The sequence below is a fragment of the Echinicola sediminis genome, assembly GCF_054777495.1.
In genome coordinates this window covers 23,429-41,869 of sequence record NZ_BAAHAP010000007.1, presented here as the reverse complement: position 1 = coordinate 41,869, position 18,441 = coordinate 23,429, and the positions used below count along the sequence as shown (strand labels likewise).

General features: G+C 45.8%; 13 protein-coding genes. 10 read left to right on the top strand and 3 right to left on the bottom strand.

Annotation, left to right across the window (positions count from 1 at the left end):
* The first annotated feature begins 25 nt into the window (after nt 1–25).
* The 10 genes from ACYVAA_RS02985 to ACYVAA_RS02940 all read left to right on the top strand — a co-directional run bounded on the left by ACYVAA_RS02985 (nt 26) and on the right by ACYVAA_RS02940 (nt 13,277).
* A complete protein-coding gene (locus ACYVAA_RS02985) occupies nt 26–1,120 on the top strand; it encodes a LamG-like jellyroll fold domain-containing protein (protein WP_460538564.1) in 1,095 nt (364 codons plus the stop codon).
* A 72-nt stretch (nt 1,121–1,192) separates the two neighbouring features.
* Nucleotides 1,193–3,154, top strand: coding sequence for a glucoamylase family protein (locus ACYVAA_RS02980; RefSeq protein WP_460538563.1), 1,962 nt, complete (start codon nt 1,193–1,195; stop codon nt 3,152–3,154).
* Between the two features lie 100 nt (nt 3,155–3,254).
* Nucleotides 3,255–5,549, top strand: a complete 2,295-nt coding sequence (bglX, locus tag ACYVAA_RS02975) for a glycoside hydrolase family 3 protein (protein WP_460538562.1) — start codon at nt 3,255–3,257, stop codon at nt 5,547–5,549.
* A gap of 113 nt (nt 5,550–5,662) precedes the next feature.
* Nucleotides 5,663–6,466, top strand: coding sequence for a carboxylesterase family protein (locus ACYVAA_RS02970; protein WP_460538561.1), 804 nt, complete (start codon nt 5,663–5,665; stop codon nt 6,464–6,466).
* A 12-nt stretch (nt 6,467–6,478) separates the two neighbouring features.
* Nucleotides 6,479–8,074, top strand: coding sequence for a glucoamylase family protein (locus ACYVAA_RS02965; protein WP_460538560.1), 1,596 nt, complete (start codon nt 6,479–6,481; stop codon nt 8,072–8,074).
* A complete protein-coding gene (locus ACYVAA_RS02960) occupies nt 8,071–9,051 on the top strand; it encodes a metallophosphoesterase family protein (protein WP_460538559.1) in 981 nt (326 codons plus the stop codon). Before ACYVAA_RS02965 ends, ACYVAA_RS02960 begins: the two co-directional genes overlap by 4 nt.
* Before the next feature lie 109 nt (nt 9,052–9,160).
* Entirely contained in the window at nt 9,161–10,966 is a 1,806-nt protein-coding gene (locus ACYVAA_RS02955; protein WP_460538557.1) for a family 43 glycosylhydrolase, read from the top strand.
* Nucleotides 10,967–11,002: 36 nt separating this feature from the next.
* Complete coding sequence (locus ACYVAA_RS02950; RefSeq protein ID WP_460538556.1) at nt 11,003–12,622, top strand: sulfatase family protein; 1,620 nt, start codon at nt 11,003–11,005, stop codon at nt 12,620–12,622.
* A gap of 122 nt (nt 12,623–12,744) precedes the next feature.
* Nucleotides 12,745–12,996, top strand: a complete 252-nt coding sequence (locus tag ACYVAA_RS02945) for a hypothetical protein (RefSeq protein WP_460538555.1) — start codon at nt 12,745–12,747, stop codon at nt 12,994–12,996.
* A complete protein-coding gene (locus tag ACYVAA_RS02940; protein WP_460538554.1) occupies nt 12,993–13,277 on the top strand; it encodes a type II toxin-antitoxin system RelE/ParE family toxin in 285 nt (94 codons plus the stop codon). Before ACYVAA_RS02945 ends, ACYVAA_RS02940 begins: the two co-directional genes overlap by 4 nt.
* 20 nt (nt 13,278–13,297) lie before the next feature.
* On the opposite strand, the gene ACYVAA_RS02935 is transcribed toward ACYVAA_RS02940, so the two are convergent.
* The 3 genes from ACYVAA_RS02935 to fahA all read right to left on the bottom strand — a co-directional run bounded on the left by ACYVAA_RS02935 (nt 13,298) and on the right by fahA (nt 18,180).
* Nucleotides 13,298–15,559, bottom strand: a complete 2,262-nt coding sequence (locus tag ACYVAA_RS02935; protein ID WP_460538552.1) for a helix-turn-helix domain-containing protein — start codon at nt 15,557–15,559, stop codon at nt 13,298–13,300.
* A gap of 226 nt (nt 15,560–15,785) precedes the next feature.
* Nucleotides 15,786–16,706, bottom strand: a complete 921-nt coding sequence (locus ACYVAA_RS02930; protein WP_460538551.1) for a VOC family protein — start codon at nt 16,704–16,706, stop codon at nt 15,786–15,788.
* A gap of 229 nt (nt 16,707–16,935) precedes the next feature.
* Complete coding sequence (gene fahA, locus ACYVAA_RS02925; protein ID WP_460538613.1) at nt 16,936–18,180, bottom strand: fumarylacetoacetase; 1,245 nt, start codon at nt 18,178–18,180, stop codon at nt 16,936–16,938.
* Nucleotides 18,181–18,441 lie beyond the last annotated feature (261 nt).

Genomic DNA, 18,441 nt, shown 5'->3' with positions numbered 1-18,441 from the left:
ACGGTAACACTCAAACCCAAAAGAAATGAAATTAACATCAAATATATTGTTAGCAGGGCTGTTTTCCATTGGCTTTGCTTGCACAGACAATTATATCGACGACATCAATTTTGTAGAACCGGGGCCTGATGAAACGCCCCCCCAGATCCAGATCAACTTTCCTGCTGAAGGAACCCTGATCCGGGTCACAGAAGAGGTCACCTCCATCGATATCCAGTTTGAAGTAATGGATGATATTGAGATTCAGGATATCAGCATTATGCTGAACGGAACGGAGATCGGAAGCTATACTACTTTCGCGGACTATAGAAGGGCCATTATCGAACATGCATTCGATAATGTTACCAATGGCGAGCATACTTTGACGATTACAGCCAGTGACCTTTCCGGTAAAAGTACTTCCAGCACAGTAAACTTCGAAAAAGCCGAGCCTTATCAACCGGTCTATGATGGGGAGATCTTTTACCTGCCATTTGACGGAGAATACCTGGAGCTGGTGACCATTACAGAGGCTATGGAAGTAGGTAACCCGGGCTTTGCCGGACAAAGTGTGGAAGGTACCAATGCTTATGCCGGAGCAAACGGCGCCTACCTGACCTTCCCTACAACAGGACTGCTGAATCAGGAATTCAGTGCTTCTTTCTGGTACAAAATCAATGCATCACCGGATAGATCTGGGATTTTGGTGATTGGCCCACCTGATGAAGCCAATCCTAATGCCATGAACAACAGAACGGCCGGTTTCAGGCTGTTTAGGGAAGGAAGTGCCACCCGACAAACCATTAAACTTAACGTGGGCAACGGGTCCGCGGACAGCTGGTTTGATGGTGGAGATGCTGCTTCGATCAACCCAACCGTCACCACCGATTGGATTCATATTGCCTTTACTATTTCAAGTTCAGAATGCGTAGTCTACATCAATGGAGAAGTAGTGAAGCAAGGAAGCTTCAGCGGTGTTGGCTGGGCAGGATGTGATGTCCTTTCCATTGCTTCAGGAGCTCCAAGGTTTACCCAATGGGGCCACCTTTCTGACCTTAGCTATATGGATGAGCTTCGTATCTTCAACAAGGCACTTACTCAGGAAGAAATCCAGAACATTATCAGCAACGAACTGCCTTAAGAGTTCTTTAAACATTTTCAAAGAGGGTTCCTACTATAAATGGAGCCCTCTTACACTACAACTATACCCAAAATGAAAAGACTTCTCCTTGCTTTCGTATTTTTTTCACTGTTCACCTCCTGTGATAAGGAGCAAGAAGCCTCGCCTGCTTTGGATTTGATTCAGGCACATATTGGGGATATAGCGCTTAATCTGGAGGGAGCTATCACGGAAACGGCCCCGATAGACCGATCCATCAGCCTTAGTTTCTCACAAGCCATAAATCCTGCAAGTATAGCTGACGCTATATCGTTGAGCTCCGAAAATGGTGGTGTAAATTTTACCACCAACTTAATTTCCAATAACCGAACCCTTACCATCAATACCGTAGGTACCCTGGAAACCAACAGTCTTTACCAACTGGAAATTTCCAATACGCTACTTGCATCCAGCGGAGCCAGCTTTCCAGGAAAAAAAATCCAGTTCAAAACCTTATTGGGAGAGTTGGAGATGGTGGAATTCAATCTTCCCGAAAGCGAAAACACCCGGACCAATAAAACCCAGGAGGTGCCGGTTGATTTTCGGGCCGAGCTTCTCTTTAGCAGCTCCATCAATAGGGAATCTTTAGAAGGGGCTTCCAAACTGTCAGGACCTTCTTCCTCTTCACTACAGTTTGTCTATGCCGATAATGACCGAAAAGTAACCATCACTTCATCCGCCCCCTTGGAATTCATTGCACGCTATGAATTTTCAATTGAGGAAGGCACCATCGGTGCCGAGGGAGAAGACTTCGCCGGTTTTTCCAAAGAATTCTATACCGTCATCGATGATACCCCGAAGTTTCCCATCCTATCCGAAGAAGCCCTGCTCACCAAAGTGCAGGAACAAACCTTTAAGTACTTTTGGGACTTTGCCCACCCTACTAGTGGACTGGCTCGGGAAAGAAACAGCTCTGGAAACACGGTCACCATCGGCGGCTCAGGCTTCGGTGTGATGTCTCTTATCGTAGGAGTGGAAAGAGGCTTTATCACCCGTAAGCAGGCCCTTGATCGATGGACCAAAATCGTTGATTTCCTCGCTCAAGCAGACCGGTTTCATGGGGTTTGGCCTCATTGGATGAACGGATCAACAGGTACTACCATCCGTTTCAGCGCCAAAGACAACGGAGGGGATTTGGTGGAAACAGCTTTTATGGTCCAAGGACTCTTGACTGTCCGGGCTTACCTGAGTGAAAATGACCCTTCAGAAAAAAATCTTATCGATAAAATCTCGGCACTCTGGGAAACGGTAGAATGGGACTGGTACACAAAAGGCGGAGGGGATGTTCTCTTCTGGCATTGGTCGCCCCAATACAACTGGGAAATGAACCTGCCTGTTCGAGGATATAATGAATCCCTGATCGTTTATGTATTGGCAGCTGCCTCTCCTACACACCCCATTGAGAAAAGGGTGTATGATGCTGGATGGGCCAGAAATGGCAACATCAGAAACGGACAAACCTATTACCAACACCAGTTGCCACTGGGAAATGATTACGGTGGCCCGTTATTCTTTGCCCATTATTCTTTTGTGGGGCTGGATCCTAGAAACCTGAGCGATCAATATGCCAACTATTGGGAACAAAATATCCAGCACAGCCTGATCAACCAAGCACATGCCGTCCAAAACCCCAAGGGGTTTATTGGTTATTCCGAAGAAAACTGGGGCTTCACTGCCAGCGATAATGAAAGTGGGTACAGTGCCCACTCTCCTACCAATGACCGTGGAGTCATTACGCCCACGGCAGCACTTTCTTCCTACCCTTACACTCCCGAAAAATCCCAGAAAGCTTTGGAGTTTTTCTATTACAACTTGGGGGATAAGCTTTGGGGGGAATATGGCTTCTATGATGCCTTCAACCTTACAGAAAGCTGGTATGCGGATTCCTACCTGGCCATAGACCAAGGCCCTATCATTTTGATGATTGAAAATTACCGATCGGCCTTGCTATGGGATTTATTTATGAGTGATCAGGAAATAAAATCTGGATTGGACAAGCTGGATTTCAACTACTGATAGGGCTGTGATTACCTTAAAGAACTACCAAAACAATTAATAAAACGTGTTCTGGAACCTAAATCTGATTGAATTTAAAAGACCAAAAACACCATTTATCATGAAAAAAATCATCCTCATTCTTTTGGTCATCGGAGGTTTAATGATGGCCTTTATGCCTTCAAAAAGACAAGCCAATACGGAAAACCCTTTCTTACTGAAGGCTGATTCGGTAATGGCCCTGATGACCTTGGAGGAAAAAATAGGACAGCTGAACTTACCGGCCGCAGGAGACTTCACCACCGGCCAGGCTTCCAGCTCCAATATTGCAGAAAAAATCAAAGCAGGAAAAGTAGGCGGTCTCTTTAATATTAAAACCGCAGAAAAAATCCGGGACGTCCAGCGCGTGGCGGTAGAGGAAAGCCGACTGGGCATTCCCTTACTCTTTGGCATGGACGTGATCCACGGATATGAAACGATTTTCCCCATTCCCCTGGGCATTTCCTGTAGCTGGGACATGGACTTGATCAAAAAATCAGCACAGGTTGCGGCCAAAGAAGCCAGCGCCGATGGAATCAACTGGACGTTTTCCCCTATGACCGATATCTCAAGGGATCCGCGATGGGGCCGTGTGTCCGAAGGCAGCGGTGAAGATCCCTATTTGGGTGCTCAGATAGCCAAAGCCATGGTGCAGGGCTATCAAGGTGAAGACCTTAGTAAAAACAATACCATTATGGCCTGTGTCAAACATTTTGCCCTATATGGAGCACCCGAGGCCGGCAGGGATTATAATACCGTTGACATGAGCCGTCAACGTATGTACAACGAATACTTTCTCCCCTATAAGGCGGCCATTGAAGCTGGTGTGGGAACAGTCATGACCTCCTTCAATGAAGTAGAAGGCATCCCTGCCAGTGCCAATAAGTGGTTGATGACCGAGGTGCTCCGAAACCAATGGGGCTTTGATGGATTTGTGGTCACCGACTATACCGCCATCAACGAAATGATCGACCATGGCATTGGAGACCTCAAAACCGTTTCTGCATTGGCCCTAAAGGCGGGAGTGGAAATGGACATGGTCGGCGAGGGATTCCTCTCCACCCTAGAGTCTTCATTAGAGGATGGAACGATTACCCAGGAGCAAATTGACCAAGCGTGCAGACTGATATTGGCGAAGAAATTCGAGCTAGGCCTCTTTGATGATCCCTACAAATATTGCGATTTGGAAAGAGCCGAAACTGAAATTTTCACGCCCGAAAACAGAAAAATTGCCCGCGAGATTGCTGCGCAATCTTTGGTACTCATGAAAAATGAGGAAGATATTCTTCCCCTTCAAAAAACCGGCACGATAGCGCTGATAGGCCCCATGACGGACAATGCAGAAAACATGACCGGAACCTGGAGTGTGGCCGGCAGGTTTAAAGAGTCGGTTTCCTTGATGCAAGGCATCAAAAATGCCGTTGGGGACAAGGCGAAAATTGTTCAAGCCCGGGGAGCCAATATCGTGGCCGATTCCTTGCTGGAATCCAGGGTCAGTGTTTTTGGCAAACCCACCTACCGGGACGAAAGATCAGAAGATGAACTGATCCAGGAAGCATTAAAGGTTGCCAAAGATGCGGATATCATTGTGGCTGCTATGGGAGAATCGGCAGAAATGAGTGGCGAATCTTCCAGCCGAAGCAGTATTGAGCTTCCTGCAAACCAAAGAAGGCTGTTAAAAGAACTGGCAAAAACAGGCAAGCCAGTAGTGATGGTCCTCTTCACAGGAAGACCTTTGGCCATCAAATGGGAAACTGAAAATATTCCTTCCATTCTGAACGTATGGTTTGCTGGCAGTGAAGCAGGAGATGCCATTGCTGATGTACTGTTTGGGACTGTTAACCCTTCGGGCAAACTCACGGCTACCTTTCCTCAAAACACCGGACAGATCCCCATTTACTACAACCATAAAAACACGGGAAGGCCTTTACCTGAAGGCCAATGGTTCCAAAAGTTCCGCTCCAATTACCTGGACGTTCCCAACGAACCCTTGTATCCATTTGGTTACGGATTGAGTTATACCAAGTTCAATTACGGTGAGCTAAAGCTAAGCAGCTCTGAACTGCAAGGAAAGCAAACTTTGACGGCCAGTATTTCCCTCACCAATGCAGGCAAGTACGATGGGGCTGAGGTAGTACAGCTGTATACCCGGGATATGGTGGGCAGCATCACCAGGCCCGTGCAGGAATTGAAAGGCTTCCAAAAAGTCTACCTGAAAGCAGGAGAAATCAAAGAAATCAGCTTTAAGCTCAGCCAGGAAGACCTGAAATTCTATAACCATGGCCTGGAACATGTCTTCGAGCCAGGCGAATTTGAAATAATGATCGGCACCAACAGCCAAGAAGTCCAAAGGAAAAAAATCAATTGGAAAGAATAAGCCGCAAAGCTGGTGGGTAGATTATAAAATTGAAAGGTTTAAAGATTAAAAAATTGAAAGATTAGCTGCTCCACAACGCTTCGCTACTTTTGATCAGAAAAAAACAATAGCGCATGAAAAAGAATAAGCTATATATCCTCTTGACAGTCATTATGGCCCTTGCCAGCTCATTTGAGCTGGCAGCGCAGGACAAGACGCTGTTTGAAAAACGGGTCTTTATCAACAAAGAAGGGGACTCTTTGCTTTATCGCATTCTCTATCCGGAGGATTATGACAAAGGCAAAAAATTCCCTTTGGTGCTGTTCCTTCACGGTGCCGGTGAAAGGGGAAATGATAATGAAAAGCAACTTGCCCATGGTGCCGACCTTTTTCTAAAGGCTGAAAACAGGGAGCATTTTCCGGCAATTGTCATTTTTCCTCAATGCCCTGAGGACAAATATTGGATAGATATCAGTATTCGTAAAGAGCTTCGAGGAAACGGCGACCCTGATTTTGACCAGTCCATCGAGCAACCTTCCGAACAACTGCAACTGGTAAATGCCCTGGTCGACCACATTAGCAAAAAAGAAAAAGTCAACAAAAAGCGCCGCTATGTGATGGGGCTTTCCATGGGAGGATTTGGCACCTTCGAAACCCTTGGCCGATGGCCGAAAAAATATGCCGCCGCAGTGGGCATCTGCGGAGGGGGCAATATTGACCTGGCCAAAAGATATGCTCCCCATGTTGCGGTATGGATAAGTCATGGTGCCAAGGACGATATTGTACCACCGGAGCTTTCCCAAAGAGTTTATCAGGCCCTTAAGAAGGAAAATGCCGAGGTACATTTCACCTTATATCCGGATGCCAACCACAATTCCTGGGATCCGACTTTTGCAGAGCCAACGCTTTTGCCTTGGCTTTTCTCCAAACACAAATAACCCCATTGAACTATGAACAAGCTTATACTTAGTTGCTTCTTTTCTCTCATGGCAGGAGTGCTCCTTATTGCTGCCTGCTCTCCCAAGGAAGAAGAGACCCCAAGCCCCATAATTGCAAAAGGTTATGACCGGCATGTTGAGCTGCACTGGCCCAAACAAGCGGAATCAACGAGCTATGAGGTATGGGTAAGCACTGGCAACAACGACTTCAGCAAACGGGCCGTATTGGAAGACACCATATACATGGATTTCGTCAATGATCTGGGAAGTAACTTGGACCTTCATTACAAAATCATGGCCCTCAATGCTCAAGGTGAGTCCGTGGAGATTGGAAAAGCTCAGGCCACCACCAAAGATTTTACCGATGAGGAGCTGATCGATATGGTTCAATATTACACTTTCCGGTATTTCTGGGAAGGAGCAGAACCGTACTCAGGAATGGCCAGGGAAAGGGTGCACATTGATGGTGTCTATCCCCAAAATGACCAATCCGTGGTTACTACCGGAGGCACCGGATTTGGGATCTTCGGGATCCTTGCCGCCATGGACCGGGACTGGATCACACGGGAAGAAGGCCTCAAACGATTTGAAAAAATGACCACTTTCCTTGAAAATGCTGACCGCTTTCATGGTGTGTGGCCCCATTGGCTATTTGGAGAAACAGGGAAGGTCAAAGCCTTTAGTGCCAAGGACAATGGAGGGGACCTGGTGGAATCCGCATTTCTTATGCAAGGACTTTTAGCGGTAAGGGAATATTTTAAGGACGGCAATGAAAGAGAAAAGGCCCTGGCCAATAAGATTGACCAGCTTTGGAAAGAAATGGAATGGGACTGGTACACTTATGACGGGAAAGATGCCTTGTACTGGCACTGGTCCCCCTCCCACAACTGGGAAATGAACTTCCCACTTCAGGGATATAATGAGTGCCTGATCACCTACATCTTGGCAGCTTCCTCCCCTACCCACACCATTCCGGCAAGCGCCTATCACAAGGGCTGGGCACGCAGTGGTGACATCACTACCGATGCATCGGCCTACGGACATGACTTGATCCTTAAACACAATGGAGCAGAACAGATGGGAGGTCCCTTATTTTGGGCTCATTATTCCTACCTTGGCCTGAACCCTAAAGGCTTAAAGGACAAATATGCCAACTACTGGGATCTGAACAGAAACCATACCTTGATCAACAGGGAATGGTGCATAGAAAACAACAATACCTACAAGGGTTATGGAGAAGATCTTTGGGGACTTACCGCCAGCTATACCGTAACCGGTTACGCTGGACATAAACCGGGCAAGTCAGATTTGGGTGTAATCTCCCCCACAGCGGCGCTATCTTCCATCCCCTACACACCGGAGGAATCCCTAAAAGTGATGAAAAACCTGTATTACAATTATGGAGAAAAAGTCTTCGGGCGTTACGGTTTTTATGATGCATTGAGCCCAGAGGCCAACTACTACCCAGAAAGGTATTTGGCAATCGACCAAGGTCCGATTGTAGCCATGATCGAAAATCACCGCTCAGGCCTTGGTTGGGAGTTGTTTATGGGAGCCCCTGAAATTCAGAAAGGCTTGGAAAAACTGGGCTTTGAAAGCAAGCCATGAGAACAAAATTTTGCCTTCTACTGCTGGTCGCTACATTTGGACTTTGTCATTTGGGAATGGGGCAAAACCTGAGGCTAGTGGTCTTGCCGGATACACAGTCCTATTTGGAAGCCTGTCCGGAGATAATGGAAAGCCAATTTAAATGGTTGAGAGAAAACCACCAGGACATCGATTTTGTCCTTCATGTGGGCGACATCACCCAAAGCAACACTCCAGCAGAATGGGCTTTGGCCGCCAAGTACTTTGAGCATATCAACGGAAAGGTCCCTTATGCATTGTGCCTGGGCAACCATGATTTTGGAAGTGCTCCGGGAAAATATGCCGACAACCGTGATAGCCAATTGGCCAACAAATATTTCCCGTTGGAGACCTTAAAAACCAATACGCCCATAGAAGGTGTTTTTGAACCAGGAAAGATCGATAATGCCTATTATACCTATACCACTGACAGCACCCGATGGTTGGTGCTGTCTTTGGAATTTGGTCCTACTGATGCCATGCTGGAATGGGCCAATAAAGTGGTAAGGGAACATCCCAACCACAAGGCCATTTTACTGACCCATAGCTATATGTATGTGGGTAACAAAAGGCAAGCAGAAGGAGATGACTGGCGCCCGCAGGCTTATGGAATCGGTCAACATTTGGAAGGCCAACTCCCCAATGATGGGGAGCAGATTTGGAAAAAGCTGGTATCCCGGCACCCTAATTTTGTCCTGACATTTTCAGGCCATGTGCTGCATGAAGGCCTCGGACAGTTGATAAGCCAGGGTATCCATGGCAATCAGGTCTACCAGTATCTCGCCAACTACCAGCGAGGGGTCAAAGGCTATGGAAACGGCTGCAATGGTTTTCTAAGAATAGTGGATATCAACCTTGAGGAAAACAAGTTAGCCATCAGCACCTATTCTCCATGGCTGGATCAGTGGTTAGAAGATGCAGAAAATAACTTTACGCATCACTTAGAAAATCAACCCTGATGCATTTTGAAAAAAGAAGTATCGACCTATCAGCTAAATAAACAAGGACCCACCGTCTCCAGTAGGAGGCGGCTCCCCTGACTTTAAGCAAGGAGAAAAAATAAAACCTATGAAGAAGCTAAACTTTATCATTTTATCCTTCCTACTGCTCTTGAGCACCGCTACACATGCGCAAGAGGTAGTACCCCAAACCTACTGCAACCCACTGGATATAGATTACACCTATATGGTCTATAATTCTGCCAGAAACATATCCTACCGTTCCGGTGCCGATCCGGCAGTGATTGAATTCCGCGGTGAATACTATATGTTCGTCACACGCTCCTTTGGTTATTGGCATTCCACCGATTTGGTCAATTGGGAGTTTATCAAGCCTGCCCAATGGTTTTTTGAAGGAAGTAATGCTCCCACTGCCTTTAACTACAAGGATTCCTTGGTGTATTTTGCGGGAGACCCCGCCGGTTATGGAAGCATCTTGTACACCGATGACCCAAAAAGCGGTAAATGGACACCGACCGCTTCCATCTCCAACAATATCCAGGATTCCGAATTGTTTATTGATGATGATGGGCAAACGTATCTTTACTGGGGCTCATCCAATGTACACCCCATCCGGGTGAAAATGCTCAACAAAAATGACCGTTTTCTTGAAACTGGAGTGAAAGAAGAATTGATCAACCTAGTGGAGGAAGAGCATGGCTGGGAGCGATTTGGAGAAAACAACTTTCACCCCACGCTAAAAGAAGGCTATATGGAAGGAGCTTCCATGACCAAGCACGATGGAAAATACTATTTGCAATATGCAGCCCCGGGAACACAGTTCAATGTGTATGCTGACGGTGCCTATGTGGGGGATTCCCCTCTCGGGCCTTTTACCTATATGGAAAATAACCCCATGTCCTTTAAGCCGGGAGGATTTACGAATGGAGCCGGTCATGGCATTACCATGAAACAAACCAATGGTCAATACTGGCATTTTGCCACCATGGCCTTGGCCTCAAATTCCCATTGGGAACGCCGCCTTTGTATGTTCCCAACCTATTTTGATGAGGAAGGGTTGATGTATTCCAATACCCATTACGGGGATTACCCCCGCTATGCTCCCAATCATCCTACCAAAGCCGGGGAGCACTGCGGATGGATGCTGCTTTCTTACAGGGGAAAAGCCACCGTTTCTTCTTCCAAAATGCAGATCAAAAAAAGCACCTCCACAGATGATGAGTTTGAGATCAAAGAGATGCCATTGGAAAAAAATGATGACGGAGAGATACTTTCAAAAGTGCTGACCGATGAAAGTCCCAAATCATTTTGGGTGGCAGAGGCCAATGATGATCAGCAGTGGGTGAAGATTGAAATGAACAAGCCCGGAAAGATATATGCCTTTCAGTTGAATTATCACGACCATGAATCGGGCATTTATACCCGTACCGAAGGATTACGGCATCGGTTTACGATCGAAGTTTCTGAGGATGGCAAGGACTGGAAAACAGTGGTGGACAGAAGTGACAGCTATAAAGACACCCCCAATGCCTACATCGTTTTGAACCAGCCGACTGATGCAAAATATGTACGGTATAAAAATGTAAAAGTACCAGGTGCCAATTTTGCATTATCCGAGTTCAGGGTTTTCGGCATTGGAAATGGCAAAAAGCCGACCAAGGTAAAGGGCTTTGAAGTATCGCGCGAAGAAGACCGCCGGGATGTTTCCCTGTCATGGGAAGCGGTAAAAGGTGCCCAAGGCTATAATATTCGCTGGGGCATTGCTCCAGACAAGCTGTACCAGTCTTGGCTGGTGTATGATACTACCGAGCACTTTATGCGCTGTTTGGATCGGGATACCAGCTATTATTTTTCTATCGAGGCCTTTAATGAAAATGGGATCTCGGAAATGGTGGGAACGATAAAAGTTGAGTAGTAGAAAAATCTCAAAACGCTTATGAAACTAGCTAATATGATAAATATAGTAAGAGGAATTTTACTGATTACCGTTTCAATCGTTGCATATTCTTGTCAGGAAAAAACGAGTCAGGTAAAGAGGCCCAACATTCTCTTCATCATGAGTGATGATCACGCTTATCAGGCCATCAGTGCCTATGATGACAACTTGATTGAGACCCCGAACATTGACCGCATTGCAAAAGAAGGCATGCTATTCACCAATGCGTCGGTGACCAACTCCATCTGTGCTCCTTCACGGGCTACCATTCTTACGGGCAAGCACACCCACATACATGGTAAAATAGACAATGTTTTTCCCTTTGACACGACGAACGTGACCTTCCCCCAACTCTTACATGAAAACGGCTACCAAACGGCCATGTTCGGCAAACTTCATTTTGGGAACAATCCGAAGGGCTTTGATGAATTTAAAATTCTTCCCGATCAGGGCGATTATTATAATCCGGAGTTTATTACCAATAAGGGAGACACCACGATAATGGGTTATGTAACGGACATCATTACCGATTTAGCCATTGACTGGTTTGACAACCGTCGGGAAGAGGAAAAGCCCTTTATGATGTTTTACCTGCACAAAGCCCCTCATAGGGAATGGCTACCGGCCCCACGACATTACAAGGAATTTACCCAGCGGACTTTCCCTGAGCCTGAAACCCTTTTTGATGATTATGAAGGCAGGGGAACCGCTGCCCGTGAAGCAGAAATGAATCTGTTAAAGCACATGACCATTTCTGCCGATAATAAGATCTATCCTGAACTTGCCAAAGAACTGGGGGTAGAAGAAATGTCGGAGTGGGGTTTCAATGTTTTTAAAAGCAAATATAGTCGATTCACAGAAGAGCAAAAGGAACAATGGGATGCGGTTTATGGCCCCATAAACGAGGAATTCAAAAAGCTGTACCCCAGCATGAACGATTCCACTTTTATGCAATGGAAATACCAACGTTACATGCAGGATTATCTGGGATGCATTGCTGCAGTGGATGAGAATGTGGGCCGAATCCTGGATTACCTTGATGAAAGCGGCCTTAGCGAAAACACCATTGTGGTTTACACCTCGGACCAAGGTTTCTATTTGGGGGAACACGGTTGGTTTGATAAGCGCTTCATTTACGATGAATCGTTTAAAACACCTTTGCTGGTAAAGTGGCCTGAAAGAATCAAAGCAGGAAGCAAAAGCAGTGAAATGGTTCAAAATCTCGACTTTGCCCAAACATTTCTGGAAGCCGCAGGGGTGGACGCTCCTGGAGATATGCAGGGCGAAAGCCTGATGCCCTTATTAGAAGGGCGCCCTGAGGAATGGACCCGTGAAGGTGTATATTACCATTATTATGAATATCCAGGCTTCCATATGGTCAAGCGGCATTACGGCATTGTAACCGAAGATTTTAAGCTGGCGTATTTTTACTATGACATCGATGAATGGGAATTGTACGACCGTAAAAATGACCCTAAGGAAATGAAAAATGTCTATGATGACCCAGCCTATGCAGATGTAGTGAAAGAGCTGAAAGAAAAACTGGAGAAGCTGAGAATCAAATACAAAGATTCCAAAGAACTCGATCAGCACTATATACAGAAATATAAGGATCGTGGTATTATTAAAAAGTGATTGGTACTGATAAATGAGAAACTATTCCTTTTGTAATATCCGTATATGCTGTTGTCACTAGGGAACAGTAAACTTTTTTGGCTATATTTGTGTATTACATATGAAACCAAAACAGTATCATAATGGGTGCAATAGGTATCAAAAAATCGACTTCATTAAGGTTGGACAGGGAGCTGTACAGTTACATAGAAAAATTGGCAAAAAAGGAAAACAGGAGCGTAAACAACTATATTGAAACAGTCCTGGCAAAGGCAACCAATTTCCATAAACCGAACAAAGAGACGAGAAAGGCAATGGAAGAAGCCCAAAAGGAAAAGCCTTCCCTAAAGCGGTACACCGATACCAATGAGCTTTTTGATGATCTTGCCAAATGACGGGCTACAGCATAGTCCCTTCCAGCAGGTTCAAAAAAGATTACAAAAAATTCCTCAAAAGGAAAAAGGAACTTCAGGCCATACAGGAGGCAATTAGGCTTCTTGCTGAAAACGGCCATAAGGCCATCCCCCAAAACATGAGGCCACACAAGCTCTTAGGCAACTACGTGGGGTATTGGGAATGCCACGTCTTCCCCAATCTGCTCATCATATGGGAACAGACCGAAGAGCCAAAGGAAATACTACTGGTGAGGGTAGGTTCGCATTCCGACCTGTTTTGACAATTCGCATTGTTAGCGACTTATTTTTCCACCTCACTACCCGCCAAAACCATTTTCAGGGTGCCGTAATCGTATTTTCCATGGAAATGCTCCCTGAGCTCTACTAAATTTTCAAATTTCCCCAGCTCCTGACGGATTTCATCAATTACTTCCGGGGGCAGACAATCTTCCAAGGCCACACGCTCTTCAGCAATGCCCTGAGCCAAATGCCCCTTAATGGTCGATTCCGCCAGCCCCCTTTCACTGGCGATCTCAGAAATCTTCTTTCCCGCTTCAAAAAGTGTCAAAGTGAGTTCCAAGCTGTCCCCTTTTTTTCGTTTCAGCTTCACCTCTCCTTCTTTTTTACGGCCTGTTTTGGACTTGATTTGCTTTATTTTCTCACTTGCATTGGCCTTTGCCGCCTTCATCAGTTCCTTTCGAATGCTTGATAGGGCCTGCTCATGCTCTTCCATCATTTCAGGTATTTTTCCTTCCACAATGGTGACAATCAGCACCGGAAGCTTGCTGATATCAAGATACTTTCTGCTCATATTTTCATCCAATAACTCCAGTCCTTTTTGATAGGATTTGGTCTTGGAAAAGTGCTCCACCATGGCTTTTTGGTTGAGTATTTTTTCAAAACAGCCATAAAAGAGTTTTTGATAGTAAGCCGTTCCTTTTTCCAGCCGCTCTTTTAAGATGTCCGTATCCTGTTTGTTCAAAAGACCATGAAGTTGACCACGGAATTTCTCCGTATTTCCGCGTTCTGTATTCAATAGCTTTTGGACGGATGGAACGGCCTGCTGCATTTCGGGGTCTTCAAATACCAGACTACTGCTATGTTCCTTTTGAAACTCCTCCATCAGCTTCATCAAAGGCCAAAAATCATAGGTCTGGTCTATAAGGCTGTTTAAATAATTTAACTGATGCTGAGCAAGTAATGAAGAAAGATGCCTTTCATCATTTGAACGCTGTGTGAAATCGACCACCTCTGCATCAGAAAGCACCAGGTCTGTATTCACCTTGGTTCTCAGTACCAGTCCATCCAGGCTTCTCAGCCTGCTGAGCGCAACATATACCTGCCCGGGAGCAAATGCCCGGCCCACATCGATAATGGCCCGGTCAAAATTCAACCCCTGGCTTTTATGCACAGTCACCGCCCAGGCCAGCTTGACAGGGTAATGTTCAAATGTACCCACTACCTCTTCGTCCAGCTCCTTGGTATCCGAATTGATAATGTACTTCTTGTTCTCCCAGCTTTCTTTTTTCAGCAAAAACTCGACACCATCATCGTCTTTCACGGTAATGTTGGCGTGGTTGGCCTGTATAACAGTGGCCAGTTTGCCGTTATAATATTGTCCTTCTCCTCCACTGTTATTTCGCAAAAACATGATCCTTGCACCCTCTCGCAATTCCAAATTAGCCGGCAAGGGATACAACGATTCCGGAAAATCCCCCTTTACTTCCGCCTGATAGGATCTCACTGGGGCAGGCAACTCCTCCAACATTTTCCGGTTGATTTGGTCCGCCCTGTAATTATGCGTGGTAATGGTGATCACATCACTCATTTCTCCCGCATCTTTATCCGACTTGTAATGCTGATGAAGCAAATCCACATCATGTGCGTCCAGTTTGTTTTCCCGAAGGTGATTTAGCAGCCGGATAAAAGTCTCGTCCTGCTGGCGAAAGATCTTGTCCAATTCCAGATACACCAATCCCGAGCCCTGCAATACCCTGGCCTCAAAAAAATGCATGCTTTTGTAAAACTGATGTAAAACCGGCCATTCCTGCTCCCGGACAATCGGGGGAAGCTGGTAAAGATCGCCTATCAGCAATACCTGAGCCCCTCCAAATGGCTCCCGGAAATTTCTCCTGGCACTTTTCATCCGGTAATCTATCGCATCCAGCACATCAGCGCGCAACATGCTTACCTCGTCAATGACCAAAAGATCCAGCGATTTGAGCACACTCTTCCGGACATTATTGAGCGGGTGTTTTCTGCCAAGTGTATTATGGGTGTAGAAGCCAGGTTGGTTTGTATAATGACCTTCTGCTTCTCTCACGGGAAGAAAACTCCCCAAGGGAAGTAAGAATTGGGAATGGATCGTCACTCCCCTCGCATGCAAGGCCGCAATGCCTGTGGGAGCCACTATAACCACATTCTTATAAGTGCTTTGGGTGAGGTTTCTTAGAAATGTCGTTTTCCCTGTACCTGCCTTACCTGTCAAAAAAATCGGAACTCCAGTGGTATTCACAAAACGGGCCGCCAGATCCAATTTATCAGTAGTCTGATTTCCTTCCATTTTCCAGCTGTTTAAAATTGACAATTTAAACATTAGAAGCTGCAAAGAAAAACAAAAGACAGCTCAAGTTGGCCATCCGCCTTTTCAACCCGAAAATAAAGTTTCTAGTATCTCCCCGAAAAATCAAAAAATGATCTGCGCTAATCTGCGTGATCAGCGGGACACCCACCAACCTAACAAACTATTAACCAACCAGATACAACCACACCTTATCTTCTCCAATACCTTATGCTGTCGCCCTAAAAGCCTCACGCAATTTTGCCAGGTCAAACTTTTTCATTGGCAGAAAAGCCTTTGTCAGCCGGTCCACCTGCTCAGGACTTCCCTTTTCCATCATTTCCTCCATTTCCTTGGGGACGATTTGCCAGGAAAGCCCATACTTATCTTTCAGCCAGCCACATTGTTCCGCTTCTGGAACCGCTGAAAGTCTCTCCCAGTAATAATCGATTTCCTCTTGCGACTCACAGTTCACCACAAAGGATACTGCTTCATTGAATTCAAATTTATGATCTTGGGCACTGTCCATCGCCACAAACCAATGGTTTTCCAGGGCAAAATCTTCAAACATAACCGTCCCTTCCTTGTCCGGCTGCTGATCAGGGCCGTATCGGAAAAGGCTTCCTTTCCGGGTGTTTTTAAACAGGGAAAGGTAAAACTCCATGGCTTCTTCTGCTTTGCCACAATTTTCTTCCACAAAAAGTAAGGTAGGAACGATTTCTGGTCTTTCCTCCCCGTCTGGATCAGTCAGAATAAGTTGCCAGGACAATCCGTACTTATCCTCCACCCAACCATAATGCTCACTAAAGGGATATTTATCCAAAGGCATCAGCACCTTTCCTCCTTCGGTCAAACGTCCCCAAACTTCATCCATCTTAAGTCTTGCATCGGGTTCTCTTGAGGGATCGAAATTTACCATAAAGGACACCGAGGGGTTGAAGGTAAAAAAGGGACCCGCACTGATGGCCATAAAAGCTTGTCCATATACCTCAAAGGAAACACAATCCACATCACCTGAGGGGGTATCGTGAAGGGTGGTCACATTGTTCACTTTGGATTTTGGAAAGACGGAGGTATAGAACCCGGCTGCTTCCCTGGCCTCCTTATCATACCAAAGGTGGGGAACGATTTTTTTAGGATTTGTTGTCATGACACTCAATGTTTGGCTTTATTGTTCAATAAAGTTGGAGATTTTTATGGACTTTTTGCGGGGGCATTTGCGTCAGCTTTGGTAGTAGCTTTTGCCATTTAAGAATGCAAGAGGACATTTTTCACCCCTTATTAATTTATTCCCTCCAAGTTTGGGCCTCAGAATGAAGCTTAGGTCAGAGTTCCCTTAAGCTAGTGCCTCAGGTCTAGCATCTAAAATCTCAATTCAATCATTTAGCGGGCAAAACCTGCGTACTTAATTCCCCAAATCCCACGCGGATCCCCTCTTTCTCAGCAAATCCCCTCATTTTGACAACATCACCATCTTCGACAAAAACCCGTTCGCTGCCATCTTCCAACCTCAAAGGCTTGGTCCCCTTCCAGGCAAGTTCCAGCATGGAACCATAGCTTTTTTCATCAGGGCCGGAAATCGTTCCAGAAGCATACATGTCCCCCACTTTGATATTGCAGCCATTGATGGTCTGATGGGCCAGCTGTTGGGCGACATTCCAGTACATGTATTTATAATTGGACTCACACACCAAATTGTCCTTTCCTTTTTCTGGCTGGAGGTACACCTGTAGCTGGATATCAAAGCCATACTCTTTATCACATTGGAGATAGGGCAATAACTCCTCTTCCGGCTCCGGAGAGCCTGTCCTAAAAGGCTCCAAAGCCTCCAGAGGAACCACCCAAGGTGAGATGCTGGAAGCAAAGCTTTTTCCTAAAAACGGTCCCAATGGTACATACTCCCAAGCCTGTATGTCCCGGGCCGACCAATCATTGAAAAGCACAAAACCAAAAATATATTTGTCCGCATCAGCGGTACTGATGCTTTCTCCCATTTTGGTCGCTTTTCCGGTAATAAAGGCCATTTCCAGTTCAAAATCCAAGCGCTGACTGGGGCCAAAAGAAGGCTTATCCATATCCGCTGCCTTGAACTGCCCCTTCGGACGGTGTATAGGAACCCCGGAAGGAATGATCGAAGATGCCCTGCCATGATACCCCACCGGCAAATGTTTCCAGTTGGGCAATAAAGCATTGTCCGGATCACGGAACATGCTGCCTACATTGGTGGCATGCTCTTTACTGCTGTAAAAATCGGTATAGTCTCCCACTTTTACCGGCATCAGCATGCTGGCCTCCTTCCGGTTGACCATTACCTTGCCCCTGGCCTGGTGGTCTTTAAGGTCGGTATTTTCCTCCAATAGCAAGTCCTGTACCCTTTCTCTCACCTTATTCGTCACCGATTTACCCAAGGCAATAAAGTCGTTCAGACAATCTTGTAAGAACACCCCTTCAGGCAAATTAATGTCGGAAAAGAAACCCTGATCATACAATACTGAAAGATCCACGATCTTGTCCCCTATCGCTATTCCTGCTCTCGGAGACAAGCGTCTGTTTTTAAAAATTCCGTAGGGCAAATTGTGAATCGTAAAATCCGAGTTTTTGGAAACCTGCACCCAACTTTTCATTAAAGTAGTCTGTTGATCTTTCATGGATATAAAAATACTTCCTGTACAAAATTATAATTATTCGGAAATTAAAAAACCTAATTGGTCTTTAAACCTTTTCTGAATTTGGCATCCGCCCTTCCCAATTCCTGCTTGGCCTATCGCAGGTACCTGCTCTTTCATTTTAATGGGCGCTAGCGCCCTTAATTCTTCCAATCATAATGGCTTGAAAGATATTTGTGTTATTTTTGCGGTCTGAGAGAGAATTTTATTGCACAATTC

Excerpts from the sequence above, each read along its gene's own strand:
- ACYVAA_RS02985 (WP_460538564.1), top strand. The coding sequence starts at position 26 with ATGAAATTAACATCAAATATATTGTTAGCAGGGCTGTTTTCCATTGGC.
- ACYVAA_RS02980 (WP_460538563.1), top strand. The coding sequence starts at position 1,193 with ATGAAAAGACTTCTCCTTGCTTTCGTATTTTTTTCACTGTTCACCTCC.
- bglX (WP_460538562.1), top strand. The coding sequence starts at position 3,255 with ATGAAAAAAATCATCCTCATTCTTTTGGTCATCGGAGGTTTAATGATG.
- ACYVAA_RS02970 (WP_460538561.1), top strand. The coding sequence starts at position 5,663 with ATGAAAAAGAATAAGCTATATATCCTCTTGACAGTCATTATGGCCCTT.
- ACYVAA_RS02965 (WP_460538560.1), top strand. The coding sequence starts at position 6,479 with ATGAACAAGCTTATACTTAGTTGCTTCTTTTCTCTCATGGCAGGAGTG.
- ACYVAA_RS02960 (WP_460538559.1), top strand. The coding sequence starts at position 8,071 with ATGAGAACAAAATTTTGCCTTCTACTGCTGGTCGCTACATTTGGACTT.
- ACYVAA_RS02955 (WP_460538557.1), top strand. The coding sequence starts at position 9,161 with ATGAAGAAGCTAAACTTTATCATTTTATCCTTCCTACTGCTCTTGAGC.
- ACYVAA_RS02950 (WP_460538556.1), top strand. The coding sequence starts at position 11,003 with ATGATAAATATAGTAAGAGGAATTTTACTGATTACCGTTTCAATCGTT.
- ACYVAA_RS02945 (WP_460538555.1), top strand. The coding sequence starts at position 12,745 with ATGGGTGCAATAGGTATCAAAAAATCGACTTCATTAAGGTTGGACAGG.
- ACYVAA_RS02940 (WP_460538554.1), top strand. The coding sequence starts at position 12,993 with ATGACGGGCTACAGCATAGTCCCTTCCAGCAGGTTCAAAAAAGATTAC.
- ACYVAA_RS02935 (WP_460538552.1), bottom strand. The coding sequence starts at position 15,559 with ATGGAAGGAAATCAGACTACTGATAAATTGGATCTGGCGGCCCGTTTT.
- ACYVAA_RS02930 (WP_460538551.1), bottom strand. The coding sequence starts at position 16,706 with ATGACAACAAATCCTAAAAAAATCGTTCCCCACCTTTGGTATGATAAG.
- fahA (WP_460538613.1), bottom strand. The coding sequence starts at position 18,180 with ATGAAAAGTTGGGTGCAGGTTTCCAAAAACTCGGATTTTACGATTCAC.